Source organism: Cryobacterium sp. TMT1-2-2 (assembly GCF_004403505.1).
Classification (GTDB): Bacteria; Actinomycetota; Actinomycetes; order Actinomycetales; family Microbacteriaceae; genus Cryobacterium; species Cryobacterium flavum.
Genome location: NZ_SOGS01000024.1, coordinates 112,883 through 131,644 on the forward strand (window position 1 = coordinate 112,883; position 18,762 = coordinate 131,644).

The following is an 18,762-nucleotide window of genomic DNA, read 5'->3' on the forward strand; positions in this document are numbered from 1 at the left end:
CGACGAGGAAGAAGAGACAATGACTCTCACGACTAACGAAACGAAAACCGGCCTGTTCCTCGATCCGGCAACCTGGGCAGGAAAGATCTACGTCAATGGCGAGTGGAAGATTGGAGCTGGCGGCGAGCTCCCGGTCATCGAACCGTCGACCGGGCAAGAGTTGGGCCGCATAGGAATTGCGACGCCAGCGGACGTGGCCGTGGCTGCCGCTGGCGCAGCAATCGCGCAAAAGACATGGGCAGCTACCCCGCCCTCCGTGCGCGCCGGAGTGCTGCGCAAGGCGGCAGCACTCATGGAAAAACATGCCGACGAGATCATGGACTGGAACGTCAGAGAAGCCGGCAGCGTGCCGGACTTTGCAGGGTTCGCGCTGCATGTCGGAATCCAAGAATGCTATGAGGCGGCCTCGCTGCCGTCGCATCCGCTCGGCCAGCTCCTCTCGAGCGAAGAACCCAGAATCTCTATCGCCCAGCGGGTTCCGGCGGGTGTTGTCGGTGTGGTTTCACCGTTCAACGTGCCGATCATCCTCGGAATCCGAGCGGTCGCGCCCGCTCTCGCGCTCGGCAATGCGGTGGTGCTCAAGCCGGACCCTCGCACCGCGGTGACAGGCGGTGTGATGATGGTGCGCGTCTTCGAGGAGGCTGGGCTGCCAGCCGGGGTCTTGCAGTTGGTCACTGGAGGCGCCGACGTCGGCGAGGCCATGGTCACCGACCCAAACATCCGCGTTATCGCCTTCACCGGCTCGACCAGGGCCGGCCGGAAGGTTGGCGAACTCGCCGGCAAGCACCTCAAGCGCGCTCACCTCGAACTCGGTGGCAACTCGGCCTTCATCGTGCTTGAGGACGCCGATGTCGACAAGGCCGTCAACCTCGCGGCGTGGGGTTCCTTCCTGCACCAGGGGCAGATCTGCATGTCGATCGGACGCCACGTCGTGCATGAAAGCATCTTCGACCAGTATGTTGAGAAGCTTGCGGCGAAGGCTGAGTCGATGGCGGTCGGCAACCCGGCAACGGACCACGTGCATCTCGGCCCGATCATCGATGAGAACCAGCGCGACCGGATTCACCGATTGGTCCTGGACTCCGTCGAGGCGGGCGCGGAGTTGAAGGCCGGCGGCAGTTACGACGGACTGTTCTACCGCCCGACCGTGCTGGCGAATTCACCGTTGGACGGCCCGGCCTACTGCGAGGAGGTTTTCGGCCCGGTCGCATCCGTCGTCAAGTTCAGCACGGACGACGAGGCCGTGCAACTGGCGAGCGCGAGCGACTACGGTCTGTCACTCGGGATCGTGACGTCGGATGCCATGCGCGGGCTCGAGTTGGCGCAGCGCATTCCGTCAGGCATCGTCCACATCAACGACCAGACCGTGAACGACGAAGCGAATGCCCCCTTTGGCGGCGTTGGTGCGTCCGGTACCGGATCGCGTCAGGGCGGTGCCGAGGCGAACATCGAAGCGTTCACGGAGACGCGTTGGATTACGATGCGCCGCGTTCCGGGGGCCTTCCCGTTCTGAGTGACGGGTCGTGCCCGCGAGGTTGAAGACGGTCACCGTGCAGTTCATTGTGCAACGCACCCCAACGTGACGTAACCGCCACCCGAAGAGTGGATGCCCGGCTCCGGGCATCCACTCTTTCCGTGGATTCAGTCGTGGAGCAACTTACCGAGCGTCTCCCCGAGGTGGTCGTGTTCGGCCGGGGCGAGACCGCCGTTTCCACCGATTGAATGAAGCAATCGGGACCAGAATCAGTCATGACTGCCTCTCAGCGTCGGGTTCCGCGCAGAAGCTGCGCTGCCAACCGTACCGGGGGATTCGGCGCTCCGTAGTCGCCGTAGAACAGGGCCGGCAGGCCGAGATCCTGCAACGCAGCCCAGAGCGGGTAGAACTGCTCGTCGCTCGGGTTGAAGGTCTGCACCGTGGGGTGGAATTTGAAGCCGCGCACGCCGAAATCACCGGCCAAGCGCAGGGCTTGGGTGATGGCACCCGCTCCCCGAGTGGGGTCGACCGAGCCGAAGGCAATCAGCATGTCATTGTTGCGGGCTGCGCCGATCGCAGTCTCCTCGCTGCTGTTCGGCCGTTGGTTCAGGTTGCGGGAAGGGTCGACGGCGAGCACCACCGCGGCCGTCTTGCGTTCGCGGTACAGTTCGTCGATCTCGTCGAGTACAGACACCGTCGATCTGACCACCGACCGCCTACGCGAACCGGACCGGTTGCGGGACACCGATCTGGCCAACGAAATCGGATTCATGACCGCGCGGGCACGCTCGGTTGGTTCCGGCAGGGCGGATACCGTGCTCGCCGAGCTGGATCTGCGCGTGCGCTCCTATTCGGTGCCGTCGCTGGCCTGCAGCGGGCAAAACCCGTCCCGGCGCGAGCTCGCGGGTTTTCTCAGCCTCGACCCGAGCCAGATCGTGGCCCTGGTCGATCACTTGGAAAACCGTGGTGCGGTCACCCGCGACCAGGACCCACGGGATCGCCGGTCCAATGTGATCGTGGCCACGCAGCCCGGCCGGCTGCTCTGTCGGCAGGCCCGCGCCGTCATCCAGACCGCCGAGGACCGCTCCCTGCATGACCTCAACCCCGCCGAACGCGAACAGTTGCCCTCCCTGCTGCGCCGCATCGCCTTCGAGCCGACGGCCTGAAGTACTCGCTAACTCGGGCATCCGCTCTGACCTCCTGCGCGGCATAACTCCTGCAATTTGTGCGCTTGTCAGAACTGTTCCGCAGAATCACGCGGAAGCCGTCGACGGGTTCCAGAAATTGCAGGAGTTATCCGCCAGAGAAATGGCAGACACTTTTGCCCATGCACTCAGGCCGGCAATGCGTGCCGGCCTGTATCGTGTCAATTTCGGGTGCACTGGGCCAAGATGGGCATGAATCCACTGACCCAACTGCACGATAACGAGGAGACAGTCATGACCGACACGAGCATCGGAACCGGCAGCAAGGACGACCCGTGGGTGCTGCGCACTCCGCCCTGGTCGTCGGAATACCTCATGTATCGCGATGAGGCTGCCGACCCTCCATCACTGATCTGCAAGGTCGGGTCCACGACGCTCTCCTATCGACTGAGCTGCATTGAGGACCTGCACGCCATGCTCACAGAGAACGGTGATTGGGTCGAGCTGGGCGCCGCCGACGAGAAGAAGGAGGCCAAGCCCGACACCGTCGAGGCCTGGGGTTGCGCGGAGAGCAACCCGGTCGGAGGCTGGTACGGCCTGAAGAACGGGTTTCGCGGTCGTTTCGGCATGTACGTTCCGCCGTTGCTCGAAGCCCTCGGCCTTGCCGAGGTCGAGCACAACCCGCGCAATAACCGGATGCGCGCGCTCTGAGCACCGTCGGGTCGCGGCCGTCCGGGCGAGCGTCGGCGCTGGGCGCACGTTGGCTTGCCTGGCGTACGTTTGATCCTGCGCCCGGCACCGAAACCCCGACCACCCCAGAGCGGATGCCCCGCCCGGCCCTACGCGCGCGCGCGCGCGCGCGCCTCCAGCAGCTGCCGCTCGGCCCGCTCGAGGTACTCGACCATGAGCGCGGCGGCCTCGGTGCGCGCACCCGCCTCGAAACGCTCGAGGATTCCCGCGTTCTCGTCAACATAGGGCGCGTGGAACAGCGGGTCAGCGACCATGGAATGAAATACCAGCCGCATCTCCGCGAGCACCTGAGCCATCTGCCGGCTCAATCTCTCGCTGCCGGCCAGCGCCACGACGCCGGCATGAAAGTCTTGGTTGGCGCCGGCCATATCGGCCACAGAGCCCCGTGACCGGGCCAGGCGGGCGCGCTCGATCGCGGCGTGCAGGGCATCCGTTGTGGGGCTGGCCGACCATAACAGCGCCGCCGGTTCCAGAAAGCGCCGCACCCGGTAGATCTCACGGATGTCATCGGTGGTCGGTCGTGCCACGAACACACCCCGGTTCGGGATGCGCGCCACCATGTGCTCGATGGCGAGCGTCGCAAAGGCCTCCCGAAGGGTGTTCCGGGAGACGCCGAGGAGATCGCAGAGCCGCTCCTCCGACAGCTTCGTACCGGGAACCAACTGCCCGGCGGCGATGCGCCCGCGCAGCACCTCCGCGGCCCAGCTGCCGGTCTCGGCGTGGCGCACCTTCGCGCCCTGACCACGCAGGTCGGCAAAGATCTGGTCGAGAGTCATTCCCCCAGAGTAGCGATTGGGCCGCTCAGGTATCGATGCGAGCGATGGCCTCGTTCAGGGCAACGTTGTCTCCCGCGGCCACGAGCACACCGCCCAGCGTTCCCGAGCGGTGCGCCACGACGGTCGATTCCATCTTCATGGCTTCGAGCACCAGAAGAGGATCGCCCGCGGCCACCGTGGAGCCCTCCTCGACCAGCCATTTGACCACGGTGCCGACCATGCCGGAGTGGAGCTCGGCCGGGTCGAATTCGTCGATCACCGGCGCCGCGACAGCGGGAGCGCCGTGCACGAGGCCGCCCAGCAGGCTCTCTGGCAGCCCGAGCGCCACCCGACGCCCGTCGAGCTCGATCGTGATCGTGCGGCGGCCGCCGGCCGGGGATGCAGTAACCAGCGAGGGGTCGGCCACGAGCTGCTCGGCGAATTCGGTCTCGATCCAGCTCGTGTACACGCCGAGCCGGTCAGGCCCGGTGAACGCCGGCAGGTCGACGACGGCGCGGTGAAAGGGCAGCACGGTCGGCAGCCCGGCGATCTCGAACTCGGCGAGCGCCCGGCGGGCCCGGCGCAGGGCCTGCGGCCGGTCGGCGCCGGTCACGATGAGCTTGGCGAGCAGCGAATCGAATTGCGGCGCCACCGAATCATTAGAGCGGATGCCCGCATCCACCCGGATTCCCGGCCCCGTCGGTACGGTGAACGTGGTTACGGTGCCCGGCGCGGGCAGAAAGCCGCGGCCCGGGTCCTCGGCGTTGATGCGGAATTCGAAGGAGTGGCCGCGCGGCACCGGGTCTTCGGCAACCGGCAGCTCTCCGCCGGCGGCGATGGCCAGCTGGGCAAGCACGATGTCAACACCGGAGGTCTCTTCGGTGATCGGGTGCTCCACCTGCAGGCGCGTGTTCACCTCGAGAAAGGAGATGCTGCCGTCCTCGGCCAGCAAATACTCCACGGTGCCGGCGCCGGCATATCCGGCCTCACGGCAGATGGCCTTCGCCGAGGTGTAAATAAGATCCCGCTGGTCAGCGGTGAGAAACGGTGCCGGCGCCTCCTCGACCAATTTCTGGTTGCGGCGCTGCAGCGAGCAGTCGCGGGTGCCGACGACGATCACCCCGCCGTGCCCGTCGGCCAGAATCTGCGCTTCGACGTGCCGGGGCCGGTTCAGAAAGCGCTCAACGTAGCATTCGCCGCGACCAAACGCGGCCATGCTCTCGCGCACGGCGGAGTCGAACGCCTCCTCGATCGCGTCCAGCTCCCAGACCACCTTCATTCCGCGGCCGCCGCCGCCGAACGCCGCCTTGATTGCGACCGGAAGGCCGTGTTCCTCGGCGAAGGCACGCACCTCCACAGCGGTCTCGAGCGTGCCGTTCGAGCCGGCCACGAGCGGAGCGCCGACTCGCACGGCGATTTCGCGCGCCGACACCTTGTTTCCCAGCAACCGGATGCTCGCCGGGCTCGGCCCGATCCAGATCAGCCCGGCGTCCTGCACGGCCTGGGCGAAGTCGGCGTTCTCGGAGAGAAAGCCGTAGCCCGGGTGCACGGCGTCGGCACCGGCCCGCCGGGCGATGGCCAACAGTTTCGGCACATTGAGATAGGTGTCAGCTGGGCTGTCACCGCCCAGCGCGTAGGCCTCGTTGGCCATACCCACGTGCAGGGCGTCGGCGTCGACATCCGCGTAGACAGCGACGGAGGTGAGCCCGGCATCTGAGCAGCCGCGAATGATGCGCACGGCGATTTCGCCACGGTTGGCGATGAGTACTTTCTGCACGGTTCAGCTCTCGTTTGAAGGAATTGGAGTGAAGCGGATGCGCGCGCCCGTGCCGAGCTGCGCCGCCCGGTCCAGGTCGGCGTGCAGCACCACGCCGAGCACCGGGTAGCCGCCGGTGACGGGGTGGTCGGCGAGGAATAACACCGGAACACCGGAGGCCGGCAGCTGGATGGCTCCGGACACGGTGCCCTCACTCGGCAGTTCGCCGCCGTGGGCACGTACAAGGGCCGGTCCGTCGAGGCGCAGGCCGATGCGGTTCGACTGGGCGGTGACGGCCCAGTCGATGCGGTCGAAGTCGGCGAGGGTGCTGGCGCTGAACCAGTCGGCGCGCGGGCCGGGAACATAGCGCAGCACGGTCACCGCGGCGGGCGGGTCGACCGCGGGCTCGGCGGCACCGACCACGCTCGTGGGCGGGGCCGGCAGCACACGCAACGCCCGACCGGCAACGAGCGGTGCCGGGCCGATGCCCGACATCGAGTCGGTCGAACGGCTGCCGAGCACGAGCGATTCGTCGAGGCCGCCGCGCACGGCGACATAGCTGCGCACGCCCCAGAGCGGCGCGCCCAGGCTCAGCCGCTCGCCGGTGTGCAGCGCGAACGGGGCATCGGTCGGCACGACGCGGGGTTCGGCACCCGTTTTGCTGATCGTGATCAGAATGGATGCCCCCGCCACCGCGAGTACCTGCTCCGTACGGGCTTCGAGCACGAGGCCGCCGAGGGCGTTTTCGAGCACGGCGGCCGAGCCGGGGTTGCCAACCAGCCGGTTGGCGCGGCGCAGGGCGCCACGATCGAGGGCGCCGGCGCCGGCCACACCGAGGTGGGCGAGGCCGGGGCGGCCGAGATCCTGCACGGTGGTTTGCAGGCCGGGCTGCACGACGACGAGGTCCCCGGGGCGTTGTGCCTCCGCCATCGAGGCCGTCGAGGCCGTCGAGGCCGTCGGTGCGACGCGCAGGAACTCACGCACGGCACGAAACTGCACCCGGTTGCCGGGTTGCACGAGGGCCGGCTGGTCGCGGTCGAGGTTCCACAGGGCGGCGTCGGTGCGGCCGATCAGCTGCCAGCCGCCGGGACTGACCCGAGGATACACGGCCGAATAGCCGTCGGCGAGCGCCACCGCGCCGGCCGGCACGGCCTTCCGCGGGGTGGCGCGCCGGGAGACGCGCAGGCGGTCGTCGCCGACGAGGTACGCGAAGCCGGGGGCGAAGCCGCCGAACGCGGCGGTCCACAGCTGACCGGTGTGCGCCGCGATCACGCCGCCCTGGCCCAGGCCGGTGAGCTCGCCAACCTCGGCGAGGTCGTCCCCGTCATAAATCACGTCGATGGTCACGAGCCCGTCGTTCCCGGCCTGAATCGTGCGCGGTTTTATCGCGCGCAGCCGGGCAGCAAAGCTGCGGGCCGCTGTCGCCGAGTCGGCCGTCACGAGCACGGTTTCAGCGGCCGCGACGACATCGACCTGCCCGGGCAGCGGATGCTCGCGCAGCGCCTCATACAATCCGAGGACCTCGGTGAGCGTGCCGAGCTGCACGAGCACCGCCCGCTCACCCACGGCCCGGATGGATCGAATGGGGGTCGGCATCCGCTAGACGAAACTGGCGATGGACACGCCGGCGGCCGACAGGGCGGAACGCACCGCTGCGGCGAGCCGCACGGCGTCGGGGGTGTCGCCGTGCAGGCAGATGCTCGCTGCCGGCACCGCGATGACCGAACCATCGACGGCGACGACGGTGCCCTCGAGGGCGAGGCGCACAACCTGCGCCGTCACCGCGTCGACCGAGTGCAGCACCGCGCCCGGCAGCGTGCGTGACACCAGGCTGCCGTCGGGGTTATAAGCACGATCGGCGAAGGCTTCGGCTACGGTGCGGAGGCCCGCGGCCTGGGCGACTCGTTCTATCTCACTGTTCGGCAGCACCATGAGCGGCAGGCTAGGGTCGACGGCGAGCACGGCGTCGACCACGGCACGGGCCTGCACCGGGTGACGAGCGATCGTGTTGTACAGGGCGCCGTGCGGTTTCACGTACTGCACCCGCGTGCCGGCTGCGCGGGCGAGGGCCTGCACCGCGCCGATCTGGTAGATCACGTCGTTGCTGAGCTCGGCCGCATCCATCTCGATGAACCGGCGGCCGAAACCGGCCAGGTCGCGATAGCCGGGGTGCGCGCCCACCGTCACGCCAGCAGCGGCGGCGGCAGCGCAGGTCGCACGAATAGTCGTCGGGTCGCCGGCGTGGAATCCGCCGGCCACGTTGACGCTCGTGACCGAAGCGATGATGGCGGCATCGTCGCCGAAGGTCCAGTTGCCGAAAGATTCTCCGACGTCGCTGTTCAGATCGATCGTTGCCATAGGTTCTATGCTGCCGTATCGGTCGGCTTCACGAGGGCGGATGCCGACAACAGCGCATCCCAGGCGAAGGTCGCCAGCCAGTGCGAGGACATGAACTCCTGCGCGACGACGGCCTCGAGTCCGGCCCGCAGCAGCGGTTCCCTGGCCGCGGTCAGGGCTGCCACTGCTGGTGCCGACTCCGGCGCCCGACCCAGCGCACGCAGAATGCGTGCCACCTGCCCGGCGCGGGAGAGGTTCAGCCCGTGCAGGTGCACGAGGTAGCCGTCGGTTTCATCGGTGACCCGAAACGGGCGCACGATGCGTGAATCGGCCGTCAAGCTGGGCAGAAAGGACACGAACCAGGCGTCGAATTGCTCGGGCGCCAGCACCCGGCGCAGCAGGTCTGCCTCGCTCAGACCGGCGGAAAGAAAGTCCTGGCCGCTCATTTCCCAGTCGCCGGGCCAGTCGGCATCCGCTTCGAACCAGGCGAGGGTCGCGGTTTCACAGGCCGCAGCAGCGTCGGCGCGGCCGAGGGCTCGAAAAGCGTCGAGCATCAAGCCAAGCCCGAACGCCGTATTGGTGTGCAGACCGTGACGCACCGGCCATTCGGCCTTGCCCGCCCAGGCCACGAACAGTTCGGCCACAGTGTCGACGATCGGATCGAGAGCGGATGCCCACCCGCGAATCTCGGCGTCGGTCGACGCCGCGCAGGTGGCCGCGAGCCGCACCAGCCAGGCCCAGCCGTATGGGCGTTCCCAGCTGGGGTTGGCGAGCAGGTACGCGCCCTCGACGCGCAGCTTCTCCACCGTGAGGTTGGCGCCGATCGCTTGACGGAGGGCAGCCTCCCGCTCACTGTCCAGACCGTGCTCGAGCAGCATCACGCCCAGGGCGTGCATGTGCACGCAGGAATGCCAGTCGAACGAGGTGTAGAACGACGGGTGGATCTGCTCGGGCGTTGGTCGATCATCCGCTGCATGCGTGGTGTGGTGCGCCGAGTGCGGGTAGGGCCTGGCCAGATTGTCGAGAACGACATCGGCGTAGGTCGGTGCCAGCCCAGCCAGCAGTGCGGGTGCGTCGAGAACGGTTGATGCGTCGGGCATGGTGCTCCACTTCGTTGTGCGGTTTAGAACGCGAGAAAGTACATCAGGGCAACGTTGACGCCGAGCATGGGCACGCCGGTACCGACCTGCGCCTTGATCACCCCGTACTTATCCTTCATCTCCAGCAGGGCTGAGGGAACCAGGTTGAAGTTGGCGGCCATGGGGGTGACCAGGGTGCCGCAGAATCCGGAGAGCATGCCGATGGCAAAGACGGCGGCCGGGTTGCCGTCAAAGATCTGCACGAGTACCGGCCAGCCGATGGCGGCGGTCATGATCGGGAATGCCGCGAAGGCGTTGCCCATCAGCACGGTGAACAGGAACATGCCAACGCAGTAGACGAGCACGGCGGCGATCAGCGAGCCGTCCGGCAGAACGACGGTCGCGAGGGTGCCCACGGCCACGCCCACGCCGGCCTTGGTGAAGAGGATGCCCAGGGTCGACAACATTTGCGGCAACAGTGCCGCCCAGCCGATCGACTCCAGAATCCGACGCCCTTCGAGAATGGGGGTGAAGAGCTGGCGCGGCCGCAGAATGAACAGGCCGACGATCACGCCCGCGAGCGAACCGATTCCGAGAGCGACCAGGGTCGTGTTGACCGGGCTGATCAGCAGCTGTCCGTTGATGGAGATGTAGGGGGCCAGCAGCACGATGAGCACCGTGACGACCGGCAGGGTCAGTGCCGGGATGAACAGTTTGTTGCCGAATCGGCGAGAGGAGACATCGCGTTCCTCAGCAGTGGTCGTGCGTGCCCGGCCGTCTTTGAGCCGGCCGGTGCTCGCGAGCACGACCATGACGATGACGGCGATACCGAGAATCCAGCCGGGAGCCTGTTCGCTCTGCACCCAGGTGCCGTAGAAGAAGCAGAGGCCCAGGAGGCCCCAGAAGGCTGAGCTTCCCCAGCGGCGAGGGTGGCCCGCATCGCCGGCGATGAGCAGCGCCCAGGCCAGAAAGAGCGCGCCGACAAACCAGTAAACCGCTTCAACGCCAATCATGCCGTGCCTCCTGCGTTGATGATCTCGACGTTGTCGGCGGCCTCAATGGCGCGCACCTCGCGGTCGAGCTGTTTGTCGAGTCGAAGCAGCCGGAATCCATGCACGAGCAGGGCGGCGATGGCGGTCGGGATCGCCCAGACGGCAACGTGCAGGGGGTCGAGCTGCAGACCATAGGTGGCATCGACGAAGGTGGTGATCAGCAGAATCGAGCCGACGGCCACGAAGATATCTTCGCCAAAGAACACGCCGACGTTGTCGGTCGCGGCCGAATGCGCCTTGATCTTCTCCTTGATCGGGTCGGGAACCGTGCCGTAGCGCCGCAGGGCCGCGCCCTCCGCCATCGGAAAGATGAGCGGACGCACGGTCTGCGCGTGGCCGCCGACACTGTTCAGCCCGAGCGCCGCCGTAGCCTGGCGAATAACGAGGTAGCCGATCAGCACCCGGCCCGTGGTCAGCCGCGACAGCCGGGAAATCAGTCGTTTGGCCTGCTGTTGCAGGCCGAAGCGTTCGATCAGTCCAATAACCGGGAGCACGATCACGAAAACGGTCACCGAGCGACTGCTGGCAAAGCCCGTTCCGAAGGCATCCAGAATCTCCAGCGGCGTCAGCCCGCCGAGCAGAGCCGTGACGATCCCCGAGACCGTGACCACGACCAGGGGGTTCATGCGAATGGCAAACCCCACGATGACGAGCAACACACCAATCAGTACGAGCATATTTCTCCCAGTAGCGCCCGCGTACCCGGGTATCCGGGTACGCCAAATAAACCCGTGATCACCGGGGGTATTGCTCGCCATTTCAGAGCGGATGCCCGATCAGCGTTTTCCAGAGCCTACCGAATTGTTGAACAATCCCACAAGACTTTGGCGGCAACTTCTGTCGAGCCCCCTCGCGCAATCGCTTCAAATCTAAACGAGTTCTCACGGTGCGCTTGCGCCCGGCTTAGCTGCGGGCGCCACACTGAAGCACGGCTTGCCCGCGCAGGTACCCCACGTAGACGTCGACAATGTTTGATCGGGGTCAAAATCGTAGCCCGTCCGACATGCACTCAGTATGGCCGCTGCCACCGATACCCGAGCACGCGAACACATGCCGACCCAGATCATCGACCCCCCTAATGGGTGTGACCCATAAAGGGTAGACAAGGAGTCTACTCCTCAATATTGTATTAATACCTGCGGCAATACAGTCCGCGGGATGCGATCGATAACTGGAGTGAAGCACATGATGCGAAGCAAAGTTAAGACCGGCGCCCTCTCGGCGCTCCTGATCGGCACGTTAGTCGGTACCGGCGGTTTTCTGTCGGCCGGCGCAGCCTCAGCCGCCATCGCGCCGGGTTCACTGACTACGACCACGTCAACGTCTGCGGATGTCGACCGTTGGGTCGTTCCGCAGACTCAACAGGGCGGCGACTACTGGACCGCCGAGCGCATGCAGTCCGCCATCCCCGGCGAAGTACTGGTGCAGGACAACGTCGCGGCCGGCATGATCGGCGCCGTCGCAGCCGGAGCCACCTCGCTCGTGGCCCCGCAGCAGGCCGACCCCGACCAGTCGCCCACGGCCACCCAGGTCTCTCCCATCTCGCACATCGGCAAGATCTTCTTCACCCTCGGCGGCACCGACTACGTTTGTTCCGGCAACTCCATCTCGGCCGCGAACGAGAACACCGTCGTCACTGCCGGGCACTGCGTCAATGAAGGTCCCGGCAACTTCGCCTCACGCCTCATCTTCGTGCCAGCCTACGAGAACGGCTCGGCACCGTTCGGCCAGTGGAATGCCACCGAGCTCTACGCTCCCACCCAGTGGAGCAATAACGGCGACATCAGCTATGACACCGGCTTCGCCATCGTCGCCTCGCCCACCGGAACCTCGCTGAGCGACAGCGTCGGAGCCTCGGGCGTCACGTTCAACCAGAGCCGCGGCCTCACCTACACCGCCTACGGTTACCCGGCGGCCCCGCCCTTCACCGGCGAGACCCTGCAGTCCTGCTACGGCACCGCCAGCGCCGACCCCTACGGCCAGAGCCAGTCACAGGGAATCCCGTGCGACATGACCGGCGGCTCCTCTGGCGGCCCGTGGATGATCGGCAACGGCTCCAGCGGCCTGCAAAACTCAGTCAACAGCTTTGGCTACAACAACATCGCCAACACCATGTTCGGCCCGTACTGGGGCTCGGTCATCGAGAATACCTATGTCGCAGCATCCGCTTGATCCGAGCGACGCAGCCGACGTGACCCGCCAAAAACTCGACCCCGAGACTGACGATTGGAACGAAGAGCGGATGCGCGCGGCCCGGCCGCGCAGCATCCGCCTGAACCCAGACGGGTCGCGCGAACAGGACACTGACGAACCGGAATCCTGAATATCTGAAGGCCCCGCCCAGAACCTGAGCGGGGCCTTCAGCTTTGGCGACTAGACCGGAGCCAGCTCCTCAACCGTAAACGCGGCCTCGGTAGTGTCCTCGATGTCCTGCAAGCTCACGCCCGGGGCGCGCTGCCGCAACACGAGGCCGGTCGGCGTGACGTCAAAGACGGCGGTGTCGCTGATGATACGGTCCACGACGCGCACGCCGGTCAGCGGCAGGGTGCACTCGGTGACAATCTTCGGCGTGCCGTCTTTGGCGACGTGCTCGGTGAGCACGACCACCCGCGGGGTGCCGGCCACGAGATCCATTGCGCCGCCCATCCCCTTGACCATCTTGCCCGGGATGGTCCAGTTGGCGAGGTCGCCAAGCCCGGAGACCTGCATGGCGCCGAGAATGGCGACCTTCACGTGGCCGCCGCGGATCATGCCGAACGACGTCGCCGAGTCGAAGATCGACGCCCCGGGCAGCACCGTGACGGTCTGCTTGCCGGCGTTGATCAGGTCGGCATCTTCCTCGCCCTCGAAGGGGAACGGCCCCATGCCGAGTAGGCCATTCTCGCTCTGCAGGGTCACGTGGATTCCCTCGGGCAGGTTGTTGGCCACGAGCGTCGGAATGCCGATCCCGAGGTTCACGTAGTCGCCGTCGCTCAGTTCCTGCGCCGCGATCGCGGCCATTTCGTCTCTGGTCCAAGCCATGGTCATTCTCCCTAAGCGGATGCCAGCACGGGCCGGCTGCGCACGGTGCGCTGTTCGATGTCTTTGACCCGCGCCGAGGCCTGGATCAGGCGCTGCACGTACACCCCGGGGGTGATCACGTGGTTCGGGTCGATGTCGCCCGGCTCGACGATCAGCTCCGCCTCGGCGATGGTGACGAGCCCCGCGGTCGCGACGACCGGGTTGAAGTTGCGGGCAGTGAAGCGGTACTCGAGGTTGCCGAGGGTGTCGGCGCGCCAGGCCTTGACCAGCGCGACGTCGGCGACGATGCCGCGTTCCTGCAGGTAGGTTTCGCCGTCGAAGTCGGCGAGCGGCTTGCCCTCGGCGATAAGCGTGCCCACGCCGGTCTTGGTATAGAACGCGGGAATGCCCGCGCCGCCGGCCCGCAGCCGCTCAGCGAGGGTGCCCTGAGGGCTGAACTCCACCTCGAGTACGCCGGCCAAAAACTGCTCGGCGAACAGCTTGTTCTCACCCACATACGAGGCGATGACCTTGCGAACCTGGCCGGCTTCGAGCAGCACGCCCAGCCCCTTGCCGTCAACGCCCATGTTGTTCGACACGACGGTGAGATCTTTCACACCGGATGCCCGCACCGCGTCGATGAGATCGGCCGGAATTCCGCTGAGGCCGAATCCGCCGACCGCGAGCACCATCCCGTCGCGCAGTACATCCTGCAGCGCCTCGCTCGCGCTGGCCTGAACCTTAGACATGCTGTCTCCTCGTTGAGTGATGATCCTGCGGTGTCCATCTTGTGGACATCGGCACGTAACGTCATGGTATTCAGGCGCAACAGGCCCTGTCAATTGCTAGTTTCATGAGAATCCACCCCGTGAACAGTAAGCTGCTATTCATCCACATTATGGACAAAGGAGTCGAGATGACCGGTCAGTGGCCCGCCCGCGAGCCTCGGAAGGCCCACACAACGCAGCCACCACGCCCGGCCCGGCAGCCACCGCTGGCCCAGCCCGTGCAGGGCGCTCAGGTCGTGGCGCGAATTGCCCTATTGTTGCGCCTGGTCGGACGAAACCCTTCGGGCACTCCCCTGGCCGAGATCGTGCGGGACTCCGGCCTGACCCGGCCCACGGTGCACCGACTGCTCACCTCGCTCGCCGCCGAGGGGCTGCTCGACCATGACGCCGCGCGGCACACCTGGCACTACGGACCAGAGGTCTTCGTCATGGGAACGGTCGCCGCCGCCCGCTACCCGATTGAAGAGCTCGCCCGACCGAGTCTCGTTCGCCTCGCCGAGGAGACCGGCGAAAGCGCGTTCCTCTCCATCCGGCGCGGCGCCGAAACCGTCTGCCTGCTCCGCGAGGAGGGCAGCTTCCCCATACGCTCCTTCGTGCTGCACGAGGGGGTGCGCTTTCCGTTGGGGGTCGCATCCGCTGGAATGGCGATTCTGGCCTACCTGCCCGACGCCGAAGTGGATGCCCTCCTCGCCGACACTGGTCTCGGCGAAACCGAGACCATCGCGGCTCGCTGGGGCGCCCAGCATTCACCCGCGAGCATCCGCGCCAATCTGGAACGCACCCGGGTCACCGGTTACGCGGTCAACCCCGGACTCATTCTGGAGGGCAGCTGGGGCATGGGCGCAGCGATCTTCGACCGCAGCGGACGACCAGGCTGGGCGCTCTCACTCACCGGAATCGAGCCACGGTTCAAGCCCGAACGGCAGAAGGTGCTCGGCCAGCTGCTGCTCGACGAGGCCAGCCGCATCACCCAGACCCTGCAGCGGCCCCCACTCACCTAGCCAACGACGCGAGACGACGGAATCTGCCCCATTCGCCCGGCCCTCCACCCGCAGCGGGCAGCAATCTGGTCGGGGAACGAGAAAAGTCCCGACCGCGGCCGGGACTTTTCTTACAGTGTGGTGGAGCTTAGGAGATTCGAACTCCTGACCTTCTCATTGCGAACGAGACGCGCTACCAACTGCGCCAAAGCCCCAAGCTGCCTTTGAAGAATATCACGGGCTGGGCGACAGTTTCACCGCTTTCGAGCGTGAGGCACGATTTCGAGACCGCGCCTGGCGCCCGAGTGCGGCGAACTAAACCGCGCGACGGCGTCGCAGTACGGCGTCGAGGTCGGTCATGCCCGGCTCCGGCTCACCGACGATGCCCATCGACGCGAATCGACTCGGCACCGCGGCAGACTCGGGGCGCACCAAGGGCGTGACCGCCCGGTTGGCTTCCTCGGCGAGCGCGGCGGCGCGGCGGGCCACCTCCGCCTCGGCGGCAGCCTTGCGCAGCTGATTGGCCGCTTCAACGGATGCCATCGCCGTCTGCGCGATGGATCCGCGCGACAGGTGCAGCGCGCGTGGCAGCGGCTGGGGCGTCCAGGTGGCTGCGGCGACCGGAGTCTCTTCGAGCAGAACGGGTTCAAAGGTCTGGCCGATCAGCACTGGCAGCTCAACCGGGGCTTCCAGCCGCACGATGCGGGCAGAGCGGGCGACCGTGGCCAGGCGGCCCAGGACGCCGAACGCGGCGACCATGACGACTCCGCCGCTGACCAGCGCGGTGAACGAACCCGACAGAGCGGGCGCGATTCCGGATCCAGCCAGCACGAGGCCGGCCAGCAGAATCGTCGACACCGAGCCGCGAAAGCGTCGAAGCCGGCGGAGTTTCTTCACCGGCGACTCCGGCAGGCGCGGTGTGGCTGCGGCGGCCACAGCGGCGGCGGCGCGGCGAACATCGCGAGCAGCATCCGCTACCGCCTGCGCTTCAACCCGTTCGGACTGCTCGACCCGGGCCAGAACCCGCTGCTGCTCAGCCACGGTGCGAGCCGTCGCCTCAAGCCGCACTTGCTGAGGAACCTCGGCTGTTTCCGCCAGAATACGCAGTGTCTGCTGCAATCGCACCGCATTTCGTTCGGTCGCCTGATACTGCTTGCGCCGCGACCAGGTGGGCATCAGATAGGCAACCCAGAGCACGGCAGCCACCGCCACCATGACCCCGCCGCCCAATGCCTCACTACTCATGTTGACAACGGTAAGAGGCGCGGGCGCATCCGCCGAGGATTACTCTCGGTGTGTCACCTAACTTAATGCACTGATCCTGCCCCCGAACAGGGAAATTCTTCACCGTCATCGGGTGATGACACGCACCGGATGCGCGGCCGACTCGAGATCTGCCGTGGTGACGCTCGCGGCATCCGCTGGCACCATGCCATCCTGCCAGCGGCGCATGACGCCCTGGCCGAGTTCTTCGGCGACCAGACCGAAGCAAAAGTGATCGCGCCAGTCGCCGTTGATGTGGATATAGCGGCGGCGCAGTCCCTCGTACCGAAAGCCGAGTTTCTCGACGACGCGCAGGCTGGCCTTGTTCTCGGGGCGGATGCAGATTTCCATGCGATGCAGGCCGAGCTGGTAGAAGCAGTAATCGGTGGCGAGGGCCACGGCCGTGGGAGTAACCGACTGGCCAGCGAATTTCTCGCTCACCCAGTATCCGATCGTCGCCGACGACAGCGATCCCCAGGTGATCGACGAGACGTTGAGCTGGCCGGCCAGTTCACCGTTCTGCTCCACGATGAACGGCAGACCGTGGCCCGACCGTGAGTGCGTCAACAGACTACGGATACTCGCCCGCGTGTCGAAGGACATCGGCGCGTACGGATTGGTCGCCTCCCACTTGCGCAGCCACGACCGGTTGGCCAGCAATTCGCCCTCGAGGGTGCGCGCATCGCGCAAGCGGATGGGGCGCAGGGTGACGGTGCCCTCACGAAGGGTCGGAATTGCGATCGGCACGGTTCGCCTGTCTGTTTTGGAATGGAAGCTGGGTGATGATTTAGTCGAGCGTGGCGACGAATTCGCGCAGCCACGGTTTCAGGTCGGCACCGAGATCTTCACGATCGACGGCGAGTTGCACAATGGCCTTGATGTAATCGAGCCGATCGCCGGTGTCATAGCGCCGACCGCGAAAGATCAGGCCATATACGCCGCCGGTCGACTCGGGGTTGACGGCCATCTCCTGCAGGGCGTCGGTGAGCTGAATCTCGTTGCCCTTGCCGGGCGCCGTGTGTTCCAGAATATCGAAGACTTCGGGGCGCAGCACGTAGCGACCGATGATGGCGAGGTTCGAGGGGGCATCGGCGGCGCTCGGCTTTTCGACCAGGCCGGTGATGCGCACGACGTCGGGATCGTCGGTGGCCTCGACCGCGGCCGCGCCATACATATGAATCTGCGAGGGGTCCACCTCGAGCAGAGCCACGATGCTGGCACCGCGCTTGACCTGTTCCTCGAGCATGCGGGTCAGCAGCGGGTCGCGGGCGTCGATGATGTCGTCACCGAGCAGCACCGCGAAGGGCTCGTTGCCCACGTGCATGCGCGAGCGCAGCACGGCGTGGCCGAGTCCGCGCGGGTCGCCCTGACGCACATAGTGGATGTCGGCGAGTTCGTTGGATTCGCGCACCTTGGCGAGCCGGGTCTGGTCGCCCTTGCGTTCGAGCATGGCCTCAAGTTCGGTCATGCGGTCGAAGTGGTTTTCCAGGGCATTCTTGTTGCGACCGGTAACCATCAGTACGTCGCTGAGGCCGGCCGCGACGGCTTCTTCGACGACATATTGAATCGCCGGCTTGTCAACGACCGGCAACATCTCCTTCGGCATGGCCTTGGTCGCTGGGAGGAAGCGTGTTCCGAGTCCAGCTGCGGGAATGACGGCTTTAGTTATCGGGGTACCCATGGGCACTAGGTTAGTGGCAAGTAGGATGCCTTATATGGACTCCGACACAGGTCATTACAAGCGTGCGCTGAGAGCGGAATTGCGCGAACGCCGCCAGAACATGACCTCCTCGGAACGCGAGGCCGCCACGGCCGGCTTCACCGAAAACCTGCAAAGCCTCGTGCTCGACCTGTCGGCGCGGTCGATCTCCTGTTATTTATCGGCTCGCAACGAGCCAGATACTCGACCTTTTCTCAACTGGGCCACGGCAGAGGGCATCCGGATTTTGTTTCCGATTTCACGTGAAGACGGTCTGCTCGATTGGACCGTCGGCGACGGTGAGGAAGAATTCACCGGCATTTCGGGGGTGCCAGAAGCCGTCGGAACCCTGCTCGGCCCGATCGCCATCAACGATGTCGATCTCATCATCGTTCCGGCGGCGGCCGTCGGTGAGGACGGACTGCGCATGGGCTGGGGTCGCGGCTACTTCGACAAGACCCTCGGATCGATGGAGAAGTGCCCGCCGGTCTACGCCGTGGTGTTCGACAGCGAATATCTGCAGGAAGTTCCTCGCGAGGTGCACGATCAGCCGGTCAACGGCCTCGTAACGCCGACCCGAATCATCGCTTTCTGACCCTTTTCATCGCTCAAGACCCGCATTCTGAACGTGCGGGCCCTTGGGCGCGCATAACCTTAGTACTGGCAGGCGTTTGCCTGTCGGCT

20 protein-coding genes and 1 tRNA gene are annotated in these 18,762 nt (G+C 66.1%); 7 read left to right on the forward strand and 14 right to left on the reverse strand.

Annotated features, from left to right (window positions below):
- Window positions 1-19: 19 nt before the first annotated feature.
- Window positions 20-1,513, forward strand: a complete 1,494-nt coding sequence (locus E3T35_RS14445) for a benzaldehyde dehydrogenase (RefSeq protein WP_134379761.1) — start codon at window positions 20-22, stop codon at window positions 1,511-1,513.
- A 247-nt stretch (window positions 1,514-1,760) separates the two neighbouring features.
- Here E3T35_RS14445 and E3T35_RS14450 read toward each other — a convergent pair whose 3' ends face one another.
- Window positions 1,761-2,183 (reverse strand): amidohydrolase family protein, encoded by a 423-nt coding sequence (locus E3T35_RS14450; RefSeq protein ID WP_241987578.1) that lies wholly within the window; start codon window positions 2,181-2,183, stop codon window positions 1,761-1,763.
- A gap of 61 nt (window positions 2,184-2,244) precedes the next feature.
- On the opposite strand from E3T35_RS14450, the gene E3T35_RS14455 reads away from it, so the two are divergent.
- Entirely contained in the window at window positions 2,245-2,640 is a 396-nt protein-coding gene (locus E3T35_RS14455) for a MarR family transcriptional regulator (RefSeq protein ID WP_134343832.1), read from the forward strand.
- A gap of 273 nt (window positions 2,641-2,913) precedes the next feature.
- The gene (locus E3T35_RS14460; RefSeq protein ID WP_174777104.1) at window positions 2,914-3,330 is read left to right on the forward strand and encodes a DUF6855 family protein; all 417 of its coding nucleotides are present in this window, start codon (window positions 2,914-2,916) and stop codon (window positions 3,328-3,330) included.
- Between the two features lie 128 nt (window positions 3,331-3,458).
- Here the strand turns inward: E3T35_RS14460 and E3T35_RS14465 are convergent, their stop codons facing one another.
- Genes E3T35_RS14465 through E3T35_RS14495 form a run of 7 tightly spaced genes read right to left on the reverse strand, consistent with a single transcriptional unit; the run spans window position 3,459 to window position 11,025 of the window.
- Window positions 3,459-4,145: a GntR family transcriptional regulator gene (locus E3T35_RS14465; protein WP_134379765.1), complete on the reverse strand. Its 687-nt coding sequence runs from the start codon at window positions 4,143-4,145 to the stop codon at window positions 3,459-3,461.
- A 25-nt stretch (window positions 4,146-4,170) separates the two neighbouring features.
- Window positions 4,171-5,901 carry a biotin carboxylase N-terminal domain-containing protein gene (locus E3T35_RS14470; protein ID WP_134379767.1) on the reverse strand — a complete coding sequence of 577 codons (1,731 nt, stop codon included), beginning with the start codon at window positions 5,899-5,901 and terminating at the stop codon, window positions 4,171-4,173.
- Window positions 5,902-5,904: 3 nt separating this feature from the next.
- On the reverse strand, window positions 5,905-7,476 hold the full coding sequence (locus tag E3T35_RS14475; RefSeq protein WP_134379769.1) for an urea amidolyase family protein: 1,572 nt from the start codon (window positions 7,474-7,476) through the stop codon (window positions 5,905-5,907).
- Window positions 7,477-7,479: 3 nt separating this feature from the next.
- The gene (locus tag E3T35_RS14480) at window positions 7,480-8,238 is read right to left on the reverse strand and encodes a LamB/YcsF family protein (protein ID WP_134379771.1); all 759 of its coding nucleotides are present in this window, start codon (window positions 8,236-8,238) and stop codon (window positions 7,480-7,482) included.
- Window positions 8,239-8,243: 5 nt separating this feature from the next.
- On the reverse strand, window positions 8,244-9,317 hold the full coding sequence (locus E3T35_RS14485; protein ID WP_134379773.1) for a DUF2891 family protein: 1,074 nt from the start codon (window positions 9,315-9,317) through the stop codon (window positions 8,244-8,246).
- A gap of 23 nt (window positions 9,318-9,340) precedes the next feature.
- Window positions 9,341-10,309, reverse strand: coding sequence for a DUF979 domain-containing protein (locus E3T35_RS14490; protein ID WP_104088584.1), 969 nt, complete (start codon window positions 10,307-10,309; stop codon window positions 9,341-9,343).
- A complete protein-coding gene (locus E3T35_RS14495) occupies window positions 10,306-11,025 on the reverse strand; it encodes a DUF969 domain-containing protein (protein ID WP_104130387.1) in 720 nt (239 codons plus the stop codon). Before E3T35_RS14495 ends, E3T35_RS14490 begins: the two co-directional genes overlap by 4 nt.
- 508 nt (window positions 11,026-11,533) lie before the next feature.
- Between E3T35_RS14495 and E3T35_RS14500 the strand changes: the two genes are divergently transcribed.
- Window positions 11,534-12,520 (forward strand): serine protease, encoded by a 987-nt coding sequence (locus E3T35_RS14500; protein WP_233197442.1) that lies wholly within the window; start codon window positions 11,534-11,536, stop codon window positions 12,518-12,520.
- On the forward strand, window positions 12,501-12,671 hold the full coding sequence (locus tag E3T35_RS19390) for a hypothetical protein (RefSeq protein WP_166789979.1): 171 nt from the start codon (window positions 12,501-12,503) through the stop codon (window positions 12,669-12,671). The genes E3T35_RS14500 and E3T35_RS19390 overlap by 20 nt, the downstream gene beginning before the upstream one ends.
- Window positions 12,672-12,721: 50 nt before the next feature.
- Here the strand turns inward: E3T35_RS19390 and E3T35_RS14505 are convergent, their stop codons facing one another.
- Window positions 12,722-13,369, reverse strand: a complete 648-nt coding sequence (locus tag E3T35_RS14505; protein ID WP_092341630.1) for a CoA transferase subunit B — start codon at window positions 13,367-13,369, stop codon at window positions 12,722-12,724.
- Between the two features lie 11 nt (window positions 13,370-13,380).
- Complete coding sequence (locus E3T35_RS14510; RefSeq protein ID WP_092341575.1) at window positions 13,381-14,097, reverse strand: CoA transferase subunit A; 717 nt, start codon at window positions 14,095-14,097, stop codon at window positions 13,381-13,383.
- A 167-nt stretch (window positions 14,098-14,264) separates the two neighbouring features.
- On the opposite strand from E3T35_RS14510, the gene E3T35_RS14515 reads away from it, so the two are divergent.
- Window positions 14,265-15,137 carry an IclR family transcriptional regulator gene (locus E3T35_RS14515; RefSeq protein ID WP_134379775.1) on the forward strand — a complete coding sequence of 291 codons (873 nt, stop codon included), beginning with the start codon at window positions 14,265-14,267 and terminating at the stop codon, window positions 15,135-15,137.
- A 118-nt stretch (window positions 15,138-15,255) separates the two neighbouring features.
- Here the strand turns inward: E3T35_RS14515 and E3T35_RS14520 are convergent.
- The 4 genes from E3T35_RS14520 to galU form a co-directional block, all read right to left on the reverse strand.
- Window positions 15,256-15,331 (reverse strand) — tRNA-Ala (locus E3T35_RS14520).
- Between the two features lie 100 nt (window positions 15,332-15,431).
- Complete coding sequence (locus E3T35_RS14525) at window positions 15,432-16,361, reverse strand: hypothetical protein (RefSeq protein WP_134379777.1); 930 nt, start codon at window positions 16,359-16,361, stop codon at window positions 15,432-15,434.
- A 105-nt stretch (window positions 16,362-16,466) separates the two neighbouring features.
- A complete protein-coding gene (locus tag E3T35_RS14530; protein WP_134379779.1) occupies window positions 16,467-17,126 on the reverse strand; it encodes a GNAT family N-acetyltransferase in 660 nt (219 codons plus the stop codon).
- Window positions 17,127-17,166: 40 nt separating this feature from the next.
- Window positions 17,167-18,060 carry a UTP--glucose-1-phosphate uridylyltransferase GalU gene (gene galU / locus E3T35_RS14535; RefSeq protein WP_134379781.1) on the reverse strand — a complete coding sequence of 298 codons (894 nt, stop codon included), beginning with the start codon at window positions 18,058-18,060 and terminating at the stop codon, window positions 17,167-17,169.
- Between the two features lie 34 nt (window positions 18,061-18,094).
- Between galU and E3T35_RS14540 the strand changes: the two genes are divergently transcribed.
- Complete coding sequence (locus E3T35_RS14540; protein WP_092341571.1) at window positions 18,095-18,673, forward strand: 5-formyltetrahydrofolate cyclo-ligase; 579 nt, start codon at window positions 18,095-18,097, stop codon at window positions 18,671-18,673.
- Window positions 18,674-18,762: the final 89 nt, after the last annotated feature.